20 protein-coding genes are annotated in these 18,814 nt (G+C 48.3%); 6 read left to right on the top strand and 14 right to left on the bottom strand.

Features of this window, described 5'->3' with window-relative positions; all coding sequences use genetic code 11:
* Positions 1–36: 36 nt before the first annotated feature.
* Positions 37–450, bottom strand: a complete 414-nt coding sequence (gene ruvX, locus CLV60_RS03580) for a Holliday junction resolvase RuvX (protein ID WP_106594040.1) — start codon at positions 448–450, stop codon at positions 37–39.
* 118 nt (positions 451–568) lie between these two features.
* On the opposite strand from ruvX, the gene recJ reads away from it, so the two are divergent.
* Positions 569–2,281: a single-stranded-DNA-specific exonuclease RecJ gene (gene recJ / locus CLV60_RS03575; RefSeq protein ID WP_106594475.1), complete on the top strand. Its 1,713-nt coding sequence runs from the start codon at positions 569–571 to the stop codon at positions 2,279–2,281.
* 19 nt (positions 2,282–2,300) lie between these two features.
* Positions 2,301–3,032 carry an LPS export ABC transporter ATP-binding protein gene (lptB, locus tag CLV60_RS03570; protein WP_106594039.1) on the top strand — a complete coding sequence of 244 codons (732 nt, stop codon included), beginning with the start codon at positions 2,301–2,303 and terminating at the stop codon, positions 3,030–3,032.
* 364 nt (positions 3,033–3,396) lie between these two features.
* Here the strand turns inward: lptB and CLV60_RS03565 are convergent, their stop codons facing one another.
* On the bottom strand, positions 3,397–3,939 hold the full coding sequence (locus tag CLV60_RS03565) for a heavy-metal-associated domain-containing protein (protein ID WP_106594038.1): 543 nt from the start codon (positions 3,937–3,939) through the stop codon (positions 3,397–3,399).
* An 89-nt stretch (positions 3,940–4,028) separates the two neighbouring features.
* Here CLV60_RS03565 and CLV60_RS03560 point away from each other — a divergent pair, with 89 nt between their 5' ends.
* Both CLV60_RS03560 and CLV60_RS03555 read left to right on the top strand, forming a co-directional pair.
* Entirely contained in the window at positions 4,029–4,439 is a 411-nt protein-coding gene (locus CLV60_RS03560) for a hypothetical protein (protein ID WP_106594037.1), read from the top strand.
* Positions 4,436–4,870 carry a DUF3299 domain-containing protein gene (locus tag CLV60_RS03555; protein WP_106594036.1) on the top strand — a complete coding sequence of 145 codons (435 nt, stop codon included), beginning with the start codon at positions 4,436–4,438 and terminating at the stop codon, positions 4,868–4,870. Before CLV60_RS03560 ends, CLV60_RS03555 begins: the two co-directional genes overlap by 4 nt.
* 3 nt (positions 4,871–4,873) lie before the next feature.
* Here CLV60_RS03555 and CLV60_RS03550 read toward each other — a convergent pair whose 3' ends face one another.
* Both CLV60_RS03550 and recO read right to left on the bottom strand, forming a co-directional pair.
* Positions 4,874–5,578 carry a DUF4488 domain-containing protein gene (locus CLV60_RS03550; RefSeq protein WP_229210799.1) on the bottom strand — a complete coding sequence of 235 codons (705 nt, stop codon included), beginning with the start codon at positions 5,576–5,578 and terminating at the stop codon, positions 4,874–4,876.
* A 69-nt stretch (positions 5,579–5,647) separates the two neighbouring features.
* The gene (gene recO / locus CLV60_RS03545) at positions 5,648–6,343 is read right to left on the bottom strand and encodes a DNA repair protein RecO (protein WP_106594034.1); all 696 of its coding nucleotides are present in this window, start codon (positions 6,341–6,343) and stop codon (positions 5,648–5,650) included.
* Positions 6,344–6,674: 331 nt separating this feature from the next.
* Between recO and CLV60_RS03540 the strand changes: the two genes are divergently transcribed.
* Together CLV60_RS03540 and CLV60_RS03535 are read left to right on the top strand one after the other, a co-directional pair.
* On the top strand, positions 6,675–8,567 hold the full coding sequence (locus CLV60_RS03540) for an amidophosphoribosyltransferase (protein WP_106594033.1): 1,893 nt from the start codon (positions 6,675–6,677) through the stop codon (positions 8,565–8,567).
* Positions 8,568–8,738: 171 nt separating this feature from the next.
* Entirely contained in the window at positions 8,739–9,236 is a 498-nt protein-coding gene (locus CLV60_RS03535) for a DUF6265 family protein (RefSeq protein WP_106594032.1), read from the top strand.
* A 56-nt stretch (positions 9,237–9,292) separates the two neighbouring features.
* Here CLV60_RS03535 and CLV60_RS03530 read toward each other — a convergent pair whose 3' ends face one another.
* The 10 genes from CLV60_RS03530 to CLV60_RS03485 all read right to left on the bottom strand — a co-directional run bounded on the left by CLV60_RS03530 (position 9,293) and on the right by CLV60_RS03485 (position 18,728).
* A complete protein-coding gene (locus CLV60_RS03530; protein WP_106594031.1) occupies positions 9,293–9,739 on the bottom strand; it encodes a DMT family transporter in 447 nt (148 codons plus the stop codon).
* The gene (gene nuoK, locus CLV60_RS03525; protein ID WP_106594030.1) at positions 9,736–10,047 is read right to left on the bottom strand and encodes an NADH-quinone oxidoreductase subunit NuoK; all 312 of its coding nucleotides are present in this window, start codon (positions 10,045–10,047) and stop codon (positions 9,736–9,738) included. The genes CLV60_RS03530 and nuoK overlap by 4 nt, the downstream gene beginning before the upstream one ends.
* Positions 10,044–10,565, bottom strand: coding sequence for an NADH-quinone oxidoreductase subunit J family protein (locus CLV60_RS03520; RefSeq protein ID WP_106594029.1), 522 nt, complete (start codon positions 10,563–10,565; stop codon positions 10,044–10,046). Before CLV60_RS03520 ends, nuoK begins: the two co-directional genes overlap by 4 nt.
* A gap of 6 nt (positions 10,566–10,571) precedes the next feature.
* On the bottom strand, positions 10,572–11,975 hold the full coding sequence (locus tag CLV60_RS03515) for a 4Fe-4S binding protein (protein WP_229210798.1): 1,404 nt from the start codon (positions 11,973–11,975) through the stop codon (positions 10,572–10,574).
* Positions 11,976–12,037: 62 nt separating this feature from the next.
* Complete coding sequence (locus CLV60_RS03510; protein WP_106594028.1) at positions 12,038–12,658, bottom strand: thioredoxin family protein; 621 nt, start codon at positions 12,656–12,658, stop codon at positions 12,038–12,040.
* A gap of 50 nt (positions 12,659–12,708) precedes the next feature.
* Positions 12,709–13,974 (bottom strand): glycosyltransferase family 4 protein, encoded by a 1,266-nt coding sequence (locus tag CLV60_RS03505; protein WP_106594027.1) that lies wholly within the window; start codon positions 13,972–13,974, stop codon positions 12,709–12,711.
* A 9-nt stretch (positions 13,975–13,983) separates the two neighbouring features.
* On the bottom strand, positions 13,984–14,409 hold the full coding sequence (locus CLV60_RS03500; protein ID WP_170118707.1) for a type II toxin-antitoxin system VapC family toxin: 426 nt from the start codon (positions 14,407–14,409) through the stop codon (positions 13,984–13,986).
* Entirely contained in the window at positions 14,402–14,689 is a 288-nt protein-coding gene (locus CLV60_RS03495) for a DUF6364 family protein (protein ID WP_106594025.1), read from the bottom strand. The genes CLV60_RS03500 and CLV60_RS03495 overlap by 8 nt, the downstream gene beginning before the upstream one ends.
* Positions 14,690–14,733: 44 nt before the next feature.
* Entirely contained in the window at positions 14,734–16,632 is a 1,899-nt protein-coding gene (locus tag CLV60_RS03490) for an alginate lyase family protein (protein ID WP_106594024.1), read from the bottom strand.
* Positions 16,629–18,728, bottom strand: a complete 2,100-nt coding sequence (locus tag CLV60_RS03485) for a bi-domain-containing oxidoreductase (RefSeq protein WP_106594473.1) — start codon at positions 18,726–18,728, stop codon at positions 16,629–16,631. The genes CLV60_RS03490 and CLV60_RS03485 overlap by 4 nt, the downstream gene beginning before the upstream one ends.
* Between the last annotated feature and the right edge of the window lie 86 nt (positions 18,729–18,814).

Below are 18,814 nucleotides of genomic sequence, written 5' to 3'. Positions count from 1 at the left end.
TTTTGCTTCCTATATAATATGTACTACTTACAAATTCTACCTCCGGCTTTCCATGAACGACTGGAGAATGATGGTTGCGCTTACCTTGTCGATATTGCCTTTGTCGCGCCGATCGCTTTTCTTCGACCCCGCGGCGATCATCGATTGTAATGCCATCGAAGAAGTAAACCGCTCGTCGTGCAAATGCACCGGGATTTCGGGAAATGCTTTTTGTAATGTCTTTACAAAAGCTGTGACCCTCGCTGCATTCTCGCTGTCGGTATTATCGAGCTTCTTGGGCATCCCTACTACAAATGCCTCTACCTCCTCCCCCGATGTGTATTTTTTGAGAAAATCGGTGAGCTGATGCGTAGGGACCGTGTCGAGCGCGGTTGCGATAATTTTCAACGGGTCGGTCACGGCTATTCCGCTGCGTTTGGCACCGTAATCAATCGCCAGAAGACGTGGCATGGGCTTAAAATATGTTAATAGTTTGCAAAGATAAGACCTTTCGGTTAGCTTTTCCCGATCGATCACCCGATTGCACATTTTGGCAGCAAGCATTCCGGATTCCGATTATCTTTGCCCTATGATTGAAAAGCGCTGGATACATTACCCTCCCTTTACCTCTGAACAAGAACAGATTGCACAGAGCCTTGCCGAATCCTTGAAAGTAAGTCCCTCGCTGGCAACACTTTTGGTTCAGCGCGGCATTCTTGACTTTGACCAATCCCGCGATTTTTTCCGCCCCGACATAAAGCATTTGCACGATCCGTTCCTGATGGCCGACATGGAGCAGGCCGTGGAGCGCTTGATCAAAGCGATCGATACCAACGAGAAAATACTGGTTTACGGCGATTACGATGTGGACGGTACCACTTCCGTCGCATTGTTCTATGGTTTTCTTAAAAGGATTTACCCTAATCTCGACTATTACATTCCCGATCGGTACGAAGAAGGCTATGGCGTTTCGTGGCAAGGCGTCGATTGGGCCCAGGCCAACGGTTATACATTAATAGTAACCCTCGACTGCGGCGTCAAGTCCGTTGATAAGGTAACCGTCGCCGCCGAAAAAGGCATCGACTTCATTATATGTGACCACCACCGTCCGGGCGACGAGCTTCCACCGGCGGCGGCCGTGCTGGATCCGAAGCGCGAGGATTGCTTGTATCCTTATAAAGAGCTCACCGGCTGCGGCGTTGGTTTCAAACTTTTGCAGGCATTTTGTATTAAACAAGGCCTCAACCCGGAAACGCTTTACGATTATCTGGATTTGCTGGTCGTCAGCATTGCCTCTGATATTGTTCCTATCACCGGTGAAAACCGCGTTCTGGCATTTTACGGGTTGCAAAGATTGAATGCGCAGCCCCGGACGGGCATTAAGGCATTGATCCAAATCTCGGGCATCAGCGGCGCGCTGGATATTACGAATGTCGTTTTCGGGCTCGGGCCACGTATTAATGCAGCCGGGCGCATCAAGCACGCGAAAGAGGCTGTGCGATTGCTGCTTTCCGAAATCGAGGAAGAAGCAATCGCATTCGCAGAAGAAATCAACAAACACAACAGCGAACGCCGGAATTTCGATTCGAGCATTACCGAACAGGCGCTTTTCATGATCGAAAACGACGAGTGGTTTTCGAACGCGAAAAGTACCGTATTATATAAGGAAGACTGGCACAAAGGCGTGATCGGGATCGTGGCCAGCCGGTGCATTGAAAAATACCACCGCCCGACGATCATTCTCACGCAATCGCACGGAAAGGCCGCGGGCTCTGCACGCTCTGTGCCGGGTTTCGATGTGTACGAGGCGATCGAGGAATGCGCAGACCTTTTGGAACAATATGGTGGGCATACATTTGCTGCCGGGTTGACATTGCCCCTCGATAATGTAGAGGCATTCAGAATGCGATTCAATGAAATCGTAAGCAGCCGCATTCAACCGGACCAACTCGTGCCGATGATCAACGTCGATATGCTGCTTGAGCTGGAAACCATTACTCCGAAGTTCTATAATATTCTTCGGCAGATGGGGCCTTTCGGGCCTGGAAATATGACGCCGGTTTTCGAATCGAGAAATATGACACTCGTCGGCCGACCCGTTTTGATGAAGGAAAAGCACATCAAGTTTGATGTAAAACAAAATAACTCGGCGGTTTTCACAGCTGTGGGCTTCGGAATGGGGCATTTTTATCCTGATATTGTCAACGGTAGGCCGTTCTCGATCTGCTATTGCCTCGAAGAGAACAATTTCCGTGACAAGAAAACCTTACAGCTTTCGTTGAAAGACATTAAGCTGCATTGAGGAAGAACTTAAACGAACGATGATACTAAGAACCGAAAACCTCGTGAAGAAATACGGGGTTCGTCTTGTTAATAATAATGTAAGCTACCAGGTTGAGCAGGGCGAAATCGTAGGATTGCTTGGGCCGAATGGTGCCGGTAAAACCACTTCCTTTTATATGGCCGTTGGTTTGGTAAAGCCCAACAGCGGCAAGGTCTACCTTGACGACAAGGACATTACCGACCTGCCCATGTACAAGCGTGCGCGCCTCGGGCTCGGATACCTTGCGCAGGAAGCCTCCGTTTTCCGGACACTGACCGTCGAAGAGAATATTAAAGCGGTTCTGGAAATGACCGATCTCCCTAAGGCCGATCAGAAACGAAAAGTGGAGGAGTTAATCGAGGAATTTCACCTCGGGCACGTACGCAAGAGCAAAGGGATGGTATTATCGGGTGGCGAACGCCGCCGGACGGAAATTGCAAGGTCACTCGCCGTCGATCCGAAGTTCATTCTGCTCGATGAGCCCTTCGCCGGTGTTGACCCTATTGCCGTAGAGGACATTCAAAGCATTGTGGCCAAGCTGAAACACAAGAATATCGGTATTCTCATCACCGACCACAACGTGAACGAAACTCTGTCAATTACCGACCGGGCCTATTTGCTATTCGAAGGAAAGATATTGAAACAGGGCACCGCCGAAGAACTCGCGGAGGACGAGGTTGTAAGACGCGTTTACCTGGGCCAGAATTTTGAGTTGAAGCGGAAGATCTGAAATGTCTCCAGCATAGAAAAGGGAACGCTCAGGCGGCACTCCCTCTCTTACAATTATTCACCATGAACTGTATTACTAGTCAAAAAGAGTAACAGCGATGCTACTTCTTAGGGCACTTTTTACAATGCTTGCCCTTCTTTTTGTATTTCTCACAACACTTCTTAAACACGCAGTCGGTGCTGTCTTCGAAGCTTTTCATCCAGAAACACCCCTGCTCCGACCCCACATTGTAATCACTAATTGTACAAGCGCTCATTCACATTGCCGTTAAAACTGAGGCAAATATATTACCTATTTAGAATGATTCAAATGTTTTGCCAAAATTGTTTTGAATAAATCTAAATAACTGAATGGACATTTTGGGTCACTTCAAATGTCCCTTGCTTCGTAAAACAGCCAAAATCTGCTCGGGGGAGATCTTGCCTTTATGATAGGAAAGCCTCACCGATTTCGATTCGAGGGTAATGCTTCCTTTTCTCACCCCGTCGATCGCCCGCAGATCGGCCATTAGTTCCTGTGCATCATCCCGGCTGTTCAGCTCAATCTGAAGTTGCCTTTGGGATTTGAAACGTTCAAAGTGCTGCGCCGCCATTACCTGTTCTTCGGTTTTGAATGGCTCCCATCGATTGATAACCAGCCCCAACAATGCGATAAACCAGCCAAGCAGGTAGGATAATGCTTCGGTGCGGCTGTGAAAGCTTCTACCCCAAAAGTAAAAAGCCCATAGCCGGACAGTGAGCCATATAAAAAGTATGGATTGCAGAATGGTAAAAACGGGTTGGTGGGTTATCAGGAAACTGGTGTTGAACAACGGTAGCGATGCAATCGAGAGCAGCGGCAAAAGGCAGCAACCAATATGCAGAAAGGTAATTAGTAAGCTGAAAGACAGAGAATAAAAGCTTCGCATGACTGGAAGAAATAGGCAAGGCTATTGTTTGTTAAAAGTATTTAATTCATTTTTGCAACATTGTTGCATTTAATGAAGTTCCATACCGTATGACTGCCGCCTATTCAACTCTCGCGCTAATTCTTGTCCTCGGGGCACCTTCGTGCTCCCGGCGAAATGAAAAGAGCCCCGACCTCATCGAAGCGAACCGTTTGCATCTCGAAGCCATGAAAATATCCGGACAACTCGAACAACAACTGGACAGCCTCTCTGTACGGGCAAAAGACGATTTGGCAAAATCGCAGCTCGATAGTCTGAAAAACCTAATCGAAGTCTGGGAAGAAAATACGATCGAAGTACCGGGCTTCGCACATGCACATGACCACGCACATGGTCCACACTCGCACAAATCCGCGCCGCCTATGACGGACGAATCTATGCTCGACTACCAGCGGCAATCCATGGAAGCCATTGTTGAACTGAGGCAAGCCATTGCAAAGTTGAACAGCCTGGGAAAATGAAAAGAATCGCGATCCTGCTCATTCCGCTACTGGCCTTCACATTTCGTGCAGAGCCATTGCCCATTACCTGGAAACGCCTGACCGACGTGCGGTTTACCAGAAAACTCAATAAGGAACTAAGTATGTACTTCCTATACCCCACCTTCGGGCCTTCGGTAAACGTATTACACGATAAAGAAGTCAGTATCCGCGGCTACATGATCCCGGTGGACGAAAACGACAATATCTACGTGATTTCCGCGAAACCAATGGCAGCCTGTTTCTTCTGTGGCGGAGCCGGGCCCGAATCCATCATCGAATTGCAATTCAGGAAGAAAAAACAGCACTTCCGGACAGACGAGGTGTTAACTGTCCGCGGTAGGCTGGCGCTCAACACGAATGACGTCGACCACCTTAACTACATCCTGAAAAACGCCGAGGTGATCGAATGAATATCAGGGAATTTTTTCCCAGATCTCGTGAACGGGCTTCCCATCGCTGCTCTTTCCGCTATGGTCCCAACGACCATTATCGAGCTTGAAATCAAATTTCAGCGAAGAACCTACACGGTTATTGTCTTTCGAGAAAAATTGGATGTTTTCGGTATACTTACCGTCTTTGGCTGTATAGGTACCACCGCCTGTCGCATAGAATTTTTTCACTCCCGGATCGATGGCAAACCATTGGAAGCGCGTCTTTGAGAGCAATTTAAGTGTTTTACGCGTTCCCTCCTGATGTATTTTAACGAGCGTACCCTGCCCGTTATCCCGTTCGGTAATATGCCATGCTCCGGCCATTGGGGCGTTGCTGGTAGCATCGTCGACACGCATCCAAACCATCGCTTCTTCATAACGCAACGTCAGGATGTCGTCCTTCACTGTGACGGTAAACTCTATGGGAATACCGATTTTAGCCGTATCCGCCGAATTGAACTCCGGGGTATAGGTCATTTTATCTCCGTTCATTGTGAATGGCCCACCCTCGGTTCTTTCAAAATACTTGTTACCGATACTATAAGATGCGATAACCATATAATTATCCGCTACAATAAGTGTTGAAGCGCTACCGGTAGGCTCCTGCGATTTCCATGCACCTTTCGGTACCTGCGCAAGGGAGAAAAAACAAATGAGTGAAAAGGCGGTCGTCAGTATATGTTTCATTGCATTCGGTTTTGGTGGAGTTACCATATACGTTATCAAAATTATGCCAATTTAGGCCGGAAGCAATTTTCAACGCAAAACTTCCCTCAAAACGTCCAGTGACTTGATCTCCCCTAGCCCTTCCATGTGAATTTTGTAAAAGAAAATCATCTTTTCGAGGATATTTATCCGCCGTTGTCTGTCCAGCGGGATGGACAAACCGTAGCCATTTTCCAGCATTTGCACCATAGCCTCGTGCTCTTGTGTGTCGGGTTGGTGCGGGAAATGATTGTCTTTCAACTCATTTTCAAGATCATCGGTCGTCTCCACACCAAATCCCAGGTAATGCGCCAATTGCATCAGAAACTGGATGTGAAAGTTTTCAAAACCAGCTTCGGCTTCATCGAGATAGATCACCGATTGCTCAATAAAGTGGAACAATGGCTCGTTGTTCTCTTCTTCGCGCAAAGTTTTACCGAGCATTTCGGTCATAAAAAGCGCCAGGCCCGATTTTATTACATCAAAAGGTATAGAAAAGAATGGCGCATAACACTTGATCTCGGAAATGCGGTGAATCGTATCCTCCTTGTTCTTATGGTACACCACCAGGTCCAGCAAGGTAAGCGGCTGAAAGAAGGCGATCCGGTTGGTTTTGGACTTACTGCTTCGCACTCCGTTGACGATATAAGTCTGGATACCAAAGGCTTCCGTATAAATCTTGGCAATAATGGAAGATTCCTTGTACCGGATGTAGCTCAACGCGATACCGCGGGTTTTGTGAAGCATATGAAATTTTAATATCGATCTGATCAAAAATAGTTATCTTTCTTTTACAGTGAATCTACTATAATTGTTGATCCGTCAGTTAAAACTGCCGGGAATGGATTGAGCGACATGCCGATTTTGGCAACAATATGCCATATCTAAGGCCGTCGGTTTAAACCGACGGAAAGGAGTATGAAAAATCAGGCAATTTTGGAGTTTTTTAAGCCAAAGGATTTGTACCTTTGTAAGAAATAACGAACTAAACGAGAATCGAAATTCGTTAGGCTAATATTCAGGGAATACGCTTTGCATACCAGCAAACACCAATATCTCTAAAAGCATTACTCTTCTTATGAGCGACGCCATTAAGCATGAGTGCGGCATAGCACTTATCCGTCTTAGAAAGCCTTATCAATACTACATCGACAAGTACGAAACGCCGCTGTACGCAGTGCATAAGCTTTCGGTCATGATGGAAAAACAGGTCAACCGGGGCCAGGATGGAGCCGGAGTAGCCAATATCAAGATCGACGTCCCGCCCGGGAAACGATATATCAGCCGATACAGATCCGTAGAACCTCAGCCACTTACGGATATTTTCTCCAAAATTCACAAAAAATTCCGCAAGGGCCTCAAAAACAACCGGGACCACGTCAACGACGCGAAATGGTTGCAGGAAAACCTCGCATTTACTGGAGAAGTATGGCTGGGACATCTTCGTTACGGTACCCATGGCTCCAATGAAGTGGAAAACTGCCACCCGATGCTGCGCCAAAGTAACTGGCGGAGCCGTAATCTGGTGATGGCGGGAAACTTCAACATGACCAATGTGGATGAGCTTTTTGGCAAACTGGTTTCACTCGGCCAGCACCCGAAAGAAAAAGTCGACACCGTAACGGTAATGGAAAAAATTGGACATTTCCTGGATGAAGAAAACCAGCGGGTGTTCGAGCGTTTCAAAGGAATTTACGAAAATCCGACGTTGTCCGACGTCATTGAAGACAATATCGACCTCCCCCGGTTGCTATACCGCTCGTGCCGGGACTTCGATGGTGGCTACGCCATGTGCGGCCTCACCGGCTACGGCGCGTCCTTCGTGATTCGCGACCCGGCGGGTATTCGCCCGGCATTCTATTATGCTGACGATGAAGTAGTTGTAGTAGCTTCTGAAAAGCAGGCTATTAAAGCTGCGTTCAATGTTGACTACGATCAGATCACTGAAATCACGCCAGGTTCTGCACTGATCGTCGACAAAAACGGTGAATATAATGAGTTCCCGATCCTGCCTCGTCTTGAAAAACGTTCATGCAGTTTCGAGCGCATTTACTTCTCGCGTGGCACTGATCCCGATATTTACAATGAGCGGAAACAGCTGGGTAAACTGCTGATCCCTCAAATTCTCAAAGAAGTTAATTACGACCTCGAAAACACGATATTCTCGTACATCCCGAACACCGCTGAAACAGCATTCCTGGGTATGATCGAAGGTCTGGAAGAATATCTGGCCAAAAAACGCAAGCAGGCTATCATGGAAGGTATTCTTTTTGAAGCCGACCTTGAAAAAGTGCTTTCGTTCCGCCCGAGGATCGAGAAGCTAGTAACGAAAGACGTGAAATCGCGCACGTTCATTACCGCCGACGCCCTGCGCGACGATATGGTTTCGAGCGTTTACGACACTACTTTTGAAGTGGTCCGCAAGAATGTGGATACCGTCGTGATCATCGACGACTCGATTGTACGCGGTACCACATTGGAGAAGAGCATTCTGACAATGCTCGACCGTCTAAAACCGAAGAAAATTGTAGTAGTGTCGTCTGCTCCACAGATTCGTTTCCCGGATTGCTACGGCATCGATATGTCGAGGATGAAGGACTTCGTTGCCTACCGTGCAGTGCTGAAATTGCTTGAAGAGCGCGATATGGAGTATTTGCTGGAAGATGCCTACACCCAAAGTGTAACAGCACTCGCCACGAAGAACCCGTATCATACCAATTATGTGAAGGCGCTTTACGAACCATTCACAGACGAAGAGATTTCTCAGAAAATAGCAGAAATTGTCCGCCCTAAGGGCTTGAATGCAGAGCTATCTGTGGTCTTCCAAACCGTTGAAAACCTGCACAAAGCCTGCCCAGGCCACCTCGGTGACTGGTATTTCACCGGAAACTATCCGACACAAGGCGGAAATAAAGTGGTAAACAAAGCCTTTACCAACTCTTACGAGGGGAAATTGGAAAGGGCATATTGATCATAGAATTTTAAGTGAGGATAGCCGGCTTGGAAACGAGCCGGCTATTTTTTTGAGTTATTTAGCTAAATTCCGTCAATGTACTGACGCAATTTAGCTAAATACAGTCAGTACGTTGACGGAATTAACATTTCTATTAATTTGCTGCCTCAATTCACAACCTAAATCTCAATGACCCAATTCAACACAATTAAGAAGGCTTGTCTGGCATTTGCGCTTGTACTGACAGCTACATTTGCTCAGGCGCAGGGCACCCTGAACGACATCGCGTTCCTGGATGGCCGCTGGCTCGGTACTTACAATGGCGGGCCGATCGAAGCGTCCTGGACGGCTCCCAAAGGCAATAACATCGTCGGTTTCATCCGCATGATTAAAGACGACAAGCCTGCTCTTTATGAGATCTTTGCCTTCGAACAGACAGACAATGGCCCTGTGGCGATGGTGAAGCATTTCAAACCGGGAATGATCTCGCTGGAAGAAAAAGAAGTAGCCGACCGCTACAAATTCATCGAAGCGAAGAAGAACCAGGCTTTGTTTGAAAAAGACGACGCGTCGGTACGGATCATTTATGAGAGACGCTCACCAACTCAACTGGTTATCCAGCGCGGGAAGAAAGAAAATGATAAGTGGAGCTTCGTGGATCTGTTTATTTTCAACAAAATCCCCTGAGGCTTCCTGAAAGCATCCAGAGCAGCAATCCGCGAGGGTTGCTGTTTTTTTGTGTCCTAATTTTTAAGAATAAGATAAACTCCGCCCACAAGCAGGATTGTGCCCAAAATGCGCGGCAGGTTCATGTGGTGAACGGCAAATCCCTGTAAACCAAAATGATCGATTGTCATGACCGTCACCATCTGGCCGGCAATCACAAGGCACATCATATTCGCCGGGCCGATATTGCGGACGATAAAAATGACCGTAATCACGTAGAATGCACCCAGTACTCCGCCCGTAAAGCGCGTCCACGAAACCTGTTTGAGATCGGCCAGGGAAGGAACGGGATTTTGGTTAAAGCAGGCAAATGCGATCGTCAGGACCATTAATCCCACGAAAAAGGAAGTCATCGCCGCGAGAATAGGGTTATTGATCGACTCGCGGAGCTGCGTATTCACGCCCGATTGTACGGCATTGCTGATACCGATCAGAAAAGCGAAGATCAGGAAGATCCAGTTCATTGCTTCAATTCATTTACTTGATCGGGATCAACCGTTTTGAAACGGCCATATACGCGCAGAATGATCGCGAGCGCCACCGTCACTTCGGCCGCTGCCACGACAATCACGAACAATGCAAAAAGCTGACCACTCAAACGTTCCGGATCGTGCCTGCCAAATGCCACCAAATTGATATTGACCGCATTTAGCATCAACTCGATTCCGAGCAACATACCGATAAAATGCCGCTTGGTAATGGAAATTGCCAGTCCAATGCAAAACAATGCAGCTGCAACGACCAGATAATATTGTACAGGTATCGTCGTCATGCGGAGGGGTTTCGGTTTAATGCGAGGTAAGCGGCGCCGATAAGCGCAACCAACAAAAGGATAGCGGCTATTTCGAAAGGCAACAAATGGCTCGTCATAAGCTCCACACCAATCGTCTTGATCGTCGATTTCGTACTCATTTCCTCGCCGGACATCCTGAAATCCGAAGAAAGAATGACTTTCAGCAGCAATCCGAAGAGCCCGATACCTGTTAAAAAGCCCCAGATTTTCCGGGTAGTAGGCACTTCGACGCGATTATGGCGCGTGGAGTCGTCGCTTTTTTTCTTCTTCTGGGTGAGCATGATTCCGAATATAAGCAACACCAGAATCCCTCCGACATAGATCATAATCTGCGAAACGGCCAGAAAGTCCGCGCCTGCGAGCACATACAACGCAGCTACGCCCAGGAATGCAAGAAACAGCGCGAATGCTCCGTAAATGAGGTTTTTGGAGAAAAGTATGAATAGCCCGGCAGCGAGCGTTAGTGCGGAAAAAATATAGAATATAATTGCTTCCATGCGCGCCTATTCTTTGGGTTTAGGTTTCATCGTTGGCCGGAATGCGGGTTTGGCAGCAACTGGCTTTTCGACCGGCTCCGCTGGCGTTTCAACCGCTGGCTTCTCTGCATTTTCATCAGAGACGACCTTCGGTTTCATGGTCGGACGGAACGGTGTCTTGGCCGCAGGCTTTTCAACTGGCTCCGCTGGTGTTTCGGCAGCAGATTTCTCTACATTCTCTTCCGAAACAACTTTTGGTTTCATTGTCGGACGGAACGGCGCTTTGGCCGCAGGCTTTTCAACTGGGTCCGCAGGTGTTTCGGCAACAGGTTTATCCACATTCTCCTCCGTGACTACCTTTGGTTTCATCGTTGGACGGAACGGCGCTTTGGCCGCAGGCTTTTCAATCGGCTCCGCAGGTGTTTCAGCAACAGGTTTATCCACATTCTCCTCCGTAGCTACCTTCGGTTTCATCGTTGGACGGAACGGCGCTTTGGCAACAGGCTTTTCAACCGGCTCCGCAGGCATTTCAGAAACAGGTTTATCCACATTCTCGTCAGAAACAACCTTCGGTTTCAAAGTCGGGCGGAATACTGGCTTGGCAGCCACCGGCTTTTCAGTTGGCGTCGCTTCCGGTGCAGGCTCTTGTGCAGGTGGATTGTCCTCGACTTTCTTCGGCTTCATCAGCGGCTTGAACGCCGGTTTCGGAGCCGGAGTAGACGCAGGTTCGGCGGCATCCATGTCCGTATTTTTGGTAACGGACTCTTCGGTTGGCTTTGGCTTGGCCGTTGGTTTGAAAACCGGGCGGGCAGGAGCAGGCGTACCCGCAGAAGCGGTAGCCGGTGTTGCCGCAGGAGCAGCCTTGGCCGCTTTCAAAGCTTCTTTTTCCTTCTGGAACTGTTCCAGCAGCATACGCTTTTCGTCGGCCTGCTCGGCAGTGAGGTTGGAATAATTGTAAACCATATCCCGCACATCGAGCTCGCTGTAATCGAAAGTCTTGGTCATTGTAAGACATTCCGTAGGACAGACCGTCGTACAAAGGCCACAATAGCAGCATTTGGCCATATCGATATCGAATTTGGCTGCGTACAGGCGGATCGGCGAGCCATCGGAGGCTCGTCCCACATCTTCCACTGCTTTAATTGGCTCGATATCGATACAATCTACCGGACAGACTTTCGCGCATTTGTCGCAAACAATGCAGTCGTCCATCTCATTATGCAAACGATACCTCCCATTGTCGGGAATGGGAATAGTTTCCAGCGGATACTGGATCGTGACGATCCCATCCTGCTGGTCATAAAAGCTGGACGAACGAATATCCGCAGGTCTACGGCTCTTACGTGCATTCCAGAGGTGCCGTAACGTCAGCCGCATGCCCGTGAGGGTCGTGCTGATGCCGTCGGATATATTTTTAAAGTATTCTGACAAAATCCCTGTTCGTTGGTATTGCGGTTACCCTATGACAAATATAGAGTAAACGGTTCAAAAACTCACTTATCCACAACCACTGCTTCCAAAAGCTCCTGCAATTCATTTTGCAACGAGGCCGTTTTGTCGGCAATGTACCAACGCTGGATATCTTCCGAAAATTCGCTGTAAGACTTCACCGGATTGGCTTTATACTCCCTCAGCAGCTCCTGTGCACCTGCCGGACGCGGCCCCCAGGTAAAAATTTCATTGAAATCTTCATCGACAGCAATCAATTTCGGGATCGACCGTCCTCCATTGGTGAGATAAGCATCCATCAATTCGGGATTCTCGTCGCGGAGTAAAAACCGCACGGTAATTAGAGGATTCGAAAGCGAGGCCGCCACGATAGTCGGAAGGTTCTGCGCAGCGTCCCCACACCAGGCTTCCGTCAGGATGTACCAGGTTTGTGGAAAATCGATCTGGCTGACGGCCTCTTTCAGCGAGTCGTGGAGCGTCGCCGTTCTATTAAGGCGCTGCATCCGTGCCAGGTTCAGCTTTGTATAATGGGCCAGCGCCTCGGATTGTTTCGGACCGGTTGTTCTGTTTTCCAAAACTACGGTTTCCATCAAATGCATGTATTCGGAATATGTGTAAGCCCCTTTTCTGACCGATTCGGGGAACAGATGCGCTACGTTTTTCATTGGATTTTCATTTATTAGAAAACCCCTTGGCGGCACTTTCAGTTCACTTTTTAGCTATCAAAAATTGTACTTTTGCCTGTCACTTCGAGTTGATTTTCAATGCATTCCAAAAAACTCTTCGCCAATTTCTCCCGATCGAAATGCATGTGCACGAATCGGTAGCCGTTTTCACCATGTCTGCTCAAAAGTGCGCGGTCTTCCATATAAAGTTTGATTTTCCGCGCCAGATCGGCAGGGTTTCCCGGCTCTGCAAAAATCCCGGCATCGGCTTGTTCAATCAAATTGCGCGAAACGCCGTCGATTGCCATCAAAACCGGCTTTTTACAGGACAAATAGTCAAAGGTTTTGTTACTGTAAACCGTTTTGAAAATGGCTGCTTTTCTTAAAACCGCAACACCGAGATCGGCCGCGACAATGTATTCGAATACCTGCTCTTTTGAAACCGGACCCAGGAACGAGACATTGGGTAAGCCGCGGGACCGCGCTTCTTCCATCAACATTTTTTTCTGCATCCCGTCGCCTATCAGCAGAAAATGGGCGTCAGTGCCGCGGAGCAGTGTCGCGGCTTCCAGGAGCTGCATAAGGTCATTCGCCAGTCCATGCGCCCCGACGTAAATGATCACAAACTTCCCTTCCAGCCCAAGCTTCGCACGAAACCCACACGTGAATGCGCTACGCAATGCGCGTTCGCTCCAACGGAAATCCGCCGCGTTGGGTATCATAATGATCTTCCCCGGATCAATTTTCTTATCGTGAATAAGGCGTTCCCGAAATGCCGGGGTAAGCACATTAATCAGCTTTGCTTTCCGATAAAGGAATTTTTCCAATCCGTAAGACAAACGGATCAGCCACTTGTTTTTCAAAACGCCCATTTCGATCGCCGATTCCGGCCAGAGATCCCGTATTTCCAGCGCCAGCGGAATGCCCCTCCATACCGACAGCACCCACCCCGAAATGCCCACCAGGAGTGGCGGCGAGGTCGCTATAATGCATTCATACCTGGAATTTGCGTAACGTATTCCTGCGTAAATGGCCATGAATGCAAACAGAACATAGCTCCAAAACCGTCCCAGGAAACCGCGGTGATAAAACCGGGCCACATTACATCGAATTACCAGTACCCTGTCTGCATTCCGTTTTACATCGAAGAACTTTCGGGCTACACCACCCTCGTTGTCCTGCATATAATGCGCATCTCCGGCAATCACGGTCACCGAATGACCATCCTGCACCCAAATCCGCGCCATTTCATTCCAGCGTGAGCCGCCGGCGGCATGGTCTTCGAGGAAGTATTGGTGAATGAGGAGAAAATGCATGCCGGGAATTCATAACTTTTGAGAGAAAATAAGATAGTGCTCCACCGAGCAGACCACCGGACCTGTCGCTGAGACAAAATCCATTAAATTTCTCGTCAAGAAAAAATCTGCTTCGCTTAGCAGCGCCAATTCATATTGCACCGCGTCTTCGAAGTCTGCTATTGTAGAATTTGATAATGCCCGGCTGGTAATATCAGGTGGAATATCCTGTATATGAATGAGCTTGGTGAGATTTTGAAGAATGGCTCTCGCAGCTGGCTCAGTAGTAAGTTTTCTCAGTTGATAATGTGTGTGGATCAGATTAATGATGGAGGCGAAAGCTTTGATCTCGTTCCTTTCAATTTTTCTGATAAGTTCTATCATAGGAGTTTCAAACCCTGTTCTTCGCAGCAGATAATCAAGAAGAACATTGGTATCGAGCCAGACTTTATGCATGTTTTCGTTTAATGTGATTTTCGAAGTCTTTACGTTCATCGAAATCACCTACCGGCTTGATTCCTGCCTCGTCCTGCAATCGTTTGATTTCTTCGGTAACCAAAAGACGGATAGATGATTCCTCCGCTTCTTGATACGTCTCTTTTGAAGGTTGGTCACTTTTTGTCGCCAACTTTTCAAGATATTTTTCTACCAATTGCTCCACAGTCTCCCCGTGCGCCTTTGCCCACTCTTCTACTGCCGTCAATTTTTGATCATCGATGTGGATTGTCAGGTTCATAGTCATCAGGTTTTTTCTAAAAATAGCCAATCTTTGTGCCAAGTTCAATCGGTTCTGGTCGTAATGATGGTCCGGATGCAACTCCCCTTACTCTCAAACAACAAAATATCGCTGTCCTTTTTCACACCATAACCATCTGAATACCACCCTTTTTCAGTAGTCGCCGATAGCTCTCGTCCGCTTTCATCCGTTGCTTCAATCCGGAAATGCCGCCCGAACCTTTCATCCGGATGCCATAGTTGCCGAATCTTCATTCCTTTTGGCACATTCAGAACCTGGTCTTCAATGATCCAATGCAACTGATTCTTCCTTTTCGTCACCCGCCGCCGATGCACAATACCTCTTGCCACATGTCTGAACCCCTCAAATTCAGCTTCAATCCAATAATCGCTATCCGAACAGCTCGCCTCACCTTTTGCATTCTGAATCCAATGCGTCCAGATAAATCGGTGCTGCTTTTGCATTTGGTCAAAATCATCGATCATGATCGAATTATGCGAGCGCGTGCCTGAGAAATAACGCATGGACTCCTCGTCCGCGTTGTAAAGCCACGTACCGGCGTCCCGTAGAATATTACGGCCATTTACCCAAATGTCGAGGTGATTGTTATCGGCTTGAAAGGGCCGACTGTGATAATTTCCACAGCGCAGAAATGTAAGTGTGCCATAATTGCGGATCACATAATAACCGCCTTTGGAAAAAGCAGACAAACGCTGTGGACTTTTTTTAACAAGGGATGGTCCACAATTTCCAGCCAGCCATTGGCTTTCCTCCAACCATTTGCCCGTTTGATAACCCAAATCAATCCTCAGCACCGTGGCAAGAGCTGCCATTTGCGGGCGAAAATCTCGAAACTTGCATGCTGTAAGCGGAAAAAATAGCGCGCCGTCATTGTGACCATAATTGGGAAGCTGCCCATTTGCATTGGCTTGGCAAGCCCTCAAAAACATTAATGCAGCCCGCGCTCGTGCATACACCTCTTCACACATGCGATCCTCATTCAGCTCCGACAACCGGATTCCCCAGATCATTAGCTGAACCACAACCCGATGATAGTTCATCGAGTACTGCAAATAGGTACCGTCCGACGCAATTTGTGAAATGATCTCTCTTTCGAACAAAAACCTTCCCTTAGTCTTCCAATCCACACTTTTGGAAAAAAACGGGTACATTAACCCGGTCACAAAAAGCCCCAATGCCTCTGTTAAAATATGGTTGTTCCGTACTGCTATCTCAGAAAACCTGATATTGGCGGCGACATGACGCATCTGATCAAAAATACTGCAAAGAATTTGGTCAAGTAGCTGCTGCGACAAGGCAGGCGAGCCGCGGTAATAATGCAATGCAAAAGTCCAATTCAATACTCTAAGTGAGATTTCCTGGCTGCATTTCCAATTCGGGCCGCAGTTGACCGGGTTATGGTCGATCCAGTCGGCGATGAGCGCAAAGACGGTAACGGACTGATCTTCCGAAAAATGTAAGTCATACCGAATAAGGTCATACAAGAAAGTGAACCGCGATTTCTCCCACACATATTTGATATCGCCCTCGCGCAAAGAAAAGTCGTTGACCTCCGACCAATGCCGTTTTTTCGGATAGACAAATTCAGTTAATGGATTGGTGTGCCAATCCGGCACTTCGAACCATTGCTCGCTGAAATAGCGGAATCTCCCTGCTTTTATTTGTCCAACCCTCCATTTCAAATCAGTGAGGCCCGTATTCTTTCGCAGGCTCAGCTTTTCGGGATCGAAGAGAAATGCGGTTTTGTACGTACGCCATTCCCCGATACTTACAAATGATTGCCCGGTAGCTCCTATTGGAAAGCGAACTTTCAGCACCCCGGTTTTCGCCTGCAACCAATGCCAAGCCCGGAACAGCACATAGCGCCAGCCCATCTGCCGAGCAATGTCCCAAAAGAGTGTCAGATACCGCAGCGCTTTCATGATACCTTCACCCAACCACCCGCCCACATGCTATCTCGCGCCGCCAATATAGCCCGGCATGAATTCCAAATGTCTTCGAGGGGCATTAACGGCTCTCTTCCACTTGAAATGCATTCAAACAACTTATCGAATTGCTCCCGATGGCCTTTACCAGCATTGGTTTTCAGTTCACGAAACCTTTCGAAACCGTACCCCCTCAGCACTCTGTAATCATCCAAAACCAGTGTTCGGCCTAGTGAATGGACTTCGACACGCTCCTTTGGATAACCATTATGGCCATTTGAAAAATAATGCACCACACCCACGGAACCATTCGCCAGTCGCAACAGCACACTGGCATTCTCGGAATGCATACTACCTCGGGTACTCAATGCATTAGTACAAACTTCAGTAATATGACTCTGCGCAAGCCAGGCGACCAAATCGACAAAATGGCACGCTTCTCCTACCAGCCTTCCGCCTCCCCGGGCGCTATCGTGTATCCAGGCATTACCCAAGATATAGCCCGCATTGATCGTAATCACGACGTTCATCGGGCTGCCATCCAACAACTCCCGCATTTTGGTAATATGCGGCGCATACCTTCGGTTAAAACCTACCGTGAGCGAAACCGGCCGTGGCGCATTTTGAAATGCCGTTTTCACCGTTTCCACACCCCTGAAATCAATACTAAGCGGCTTTTCCACAAAAACATGCTTACCCGCACAAAGTGCATCCGCTGCGATGGAAACGTGTTGGTCGTGCCGGGTGGCAATGATGATCAGATTGACTTCATTGTCTCCCAAAATTTTCTGATAATCGGTCGCAACGAATGGAATACCATACTTTTCAGCCAACTCCGCCGCCCTCAGCCCTCCCGAACTCGCGATGTATTTGATACACTTCCCATGAAGCGCCGGCAGCAGCGTCATACAGGCAAAATTTCCTGCGCCAATCACCGCCGCAACCACCTTATTTGCTACCAATACATTGGCGGGATTCTGAATTATCTTTTCGTCGCTTTTACATTCTCCGCTATAATCGATCAACGTGCCCAGCGATCGGTTGTTCTTTTGATAAATACCCGAATAGTTTTCAAGCGGAACGATACCGGATATGAGTGGCTTCACATCCAGCAAACCATTGTCCAGCAGTCGCAGTATTTCCTGAAAATTGCGGTTTGCCGTCCAGCGGACATACGATAGCGGGTAATCGATGCCTTGCTCCTCGTACGCGTGATCGTAACGCCCGGGCCCATACGCGCAGGAAACCTGGAATGTGAGTTCTTTATGGTAAAAATCTGAGCGGTTCAAGTGCAATGGAACATCACCGATAAGGACTATTTTTCCTCTTTTTCTGCAAATCGCAGAGGCTGTTGAAAGGACATTTCCAGATTCGGACGAAGCCGTGATGATAACACCGTCCATTTCACCGAACTGCTCTGAAACTGATTGGCCGGCAGACTTGGCGGGATGAATGGCTGGAATACCCTTTTCCTCGGCAATTCTTCTCCTGTCTCCGTCAGGCTCGATACCGATTACCTCGCACCCTTGCGCACGCAAAAGATCGACCACCATCAAACCGATTAATCCTAATCCTACTACTGCCACGCGCTCACCCAACGCAGGTGCCAGCAAACGCACGCCATGCAGGCCCACCGCGCCCAGCACCGTGAATGCCGCCTCCTCGTCGGGCACATTTCGCGGGACCTTGGCTACCAGATTGACGGGCACACAAACCACCTCGGCATGCGGCCCGTTACTGACCACCCGATCGCCGATCATGAATCCTTCTATACCCTCTCCTATTCCTACTACTTCCCCCACATTGCAATACCCCAACGGCAGGAGTTGGTCCAGCCTGCGGAGTACCGAGCGTGTCGTTTTCCAGAAGCCATCGGTCCGGATTTTGTCGATTACGAGGCGCAGCTTATCGGGTTGCTGCCGGGCTTTGAACAGAAAATTTGCTTTGCTGAACCGGATCAGCATTCGTTCTGTACCAGCGGAAACAAGGCTTTTGCGGGTTTTGATGAGCAGGCAGCCCTTGCGGGCTAGCGGAACGGGGACATTCAGGAGCAACGTCTCTCCCGTCCGGAGATTCTGGGCAAGTTGTTTCATGAAATAGTGTGTCGTTGACGTAAAAATCAGGAGCAGGAATTTACGAATTAAATCCAATCGCCAAGATTTGATAATTTTGACAAACC

This window comes from Dyadobacter jiangsuensis, assembly GCF_003014695.1.
GTDB lineage: Bacteria > Bacteroidota > Bacteroidia > Cytophagales > Spirosomataceae > Dyadobacter > Dyadobacter jiangsuensis.
The sequence above is the reverse complement of the archived record's forward strand: the minus strand, read 5'-3'. Positions and strand labels throughout refer to the sequence as shown.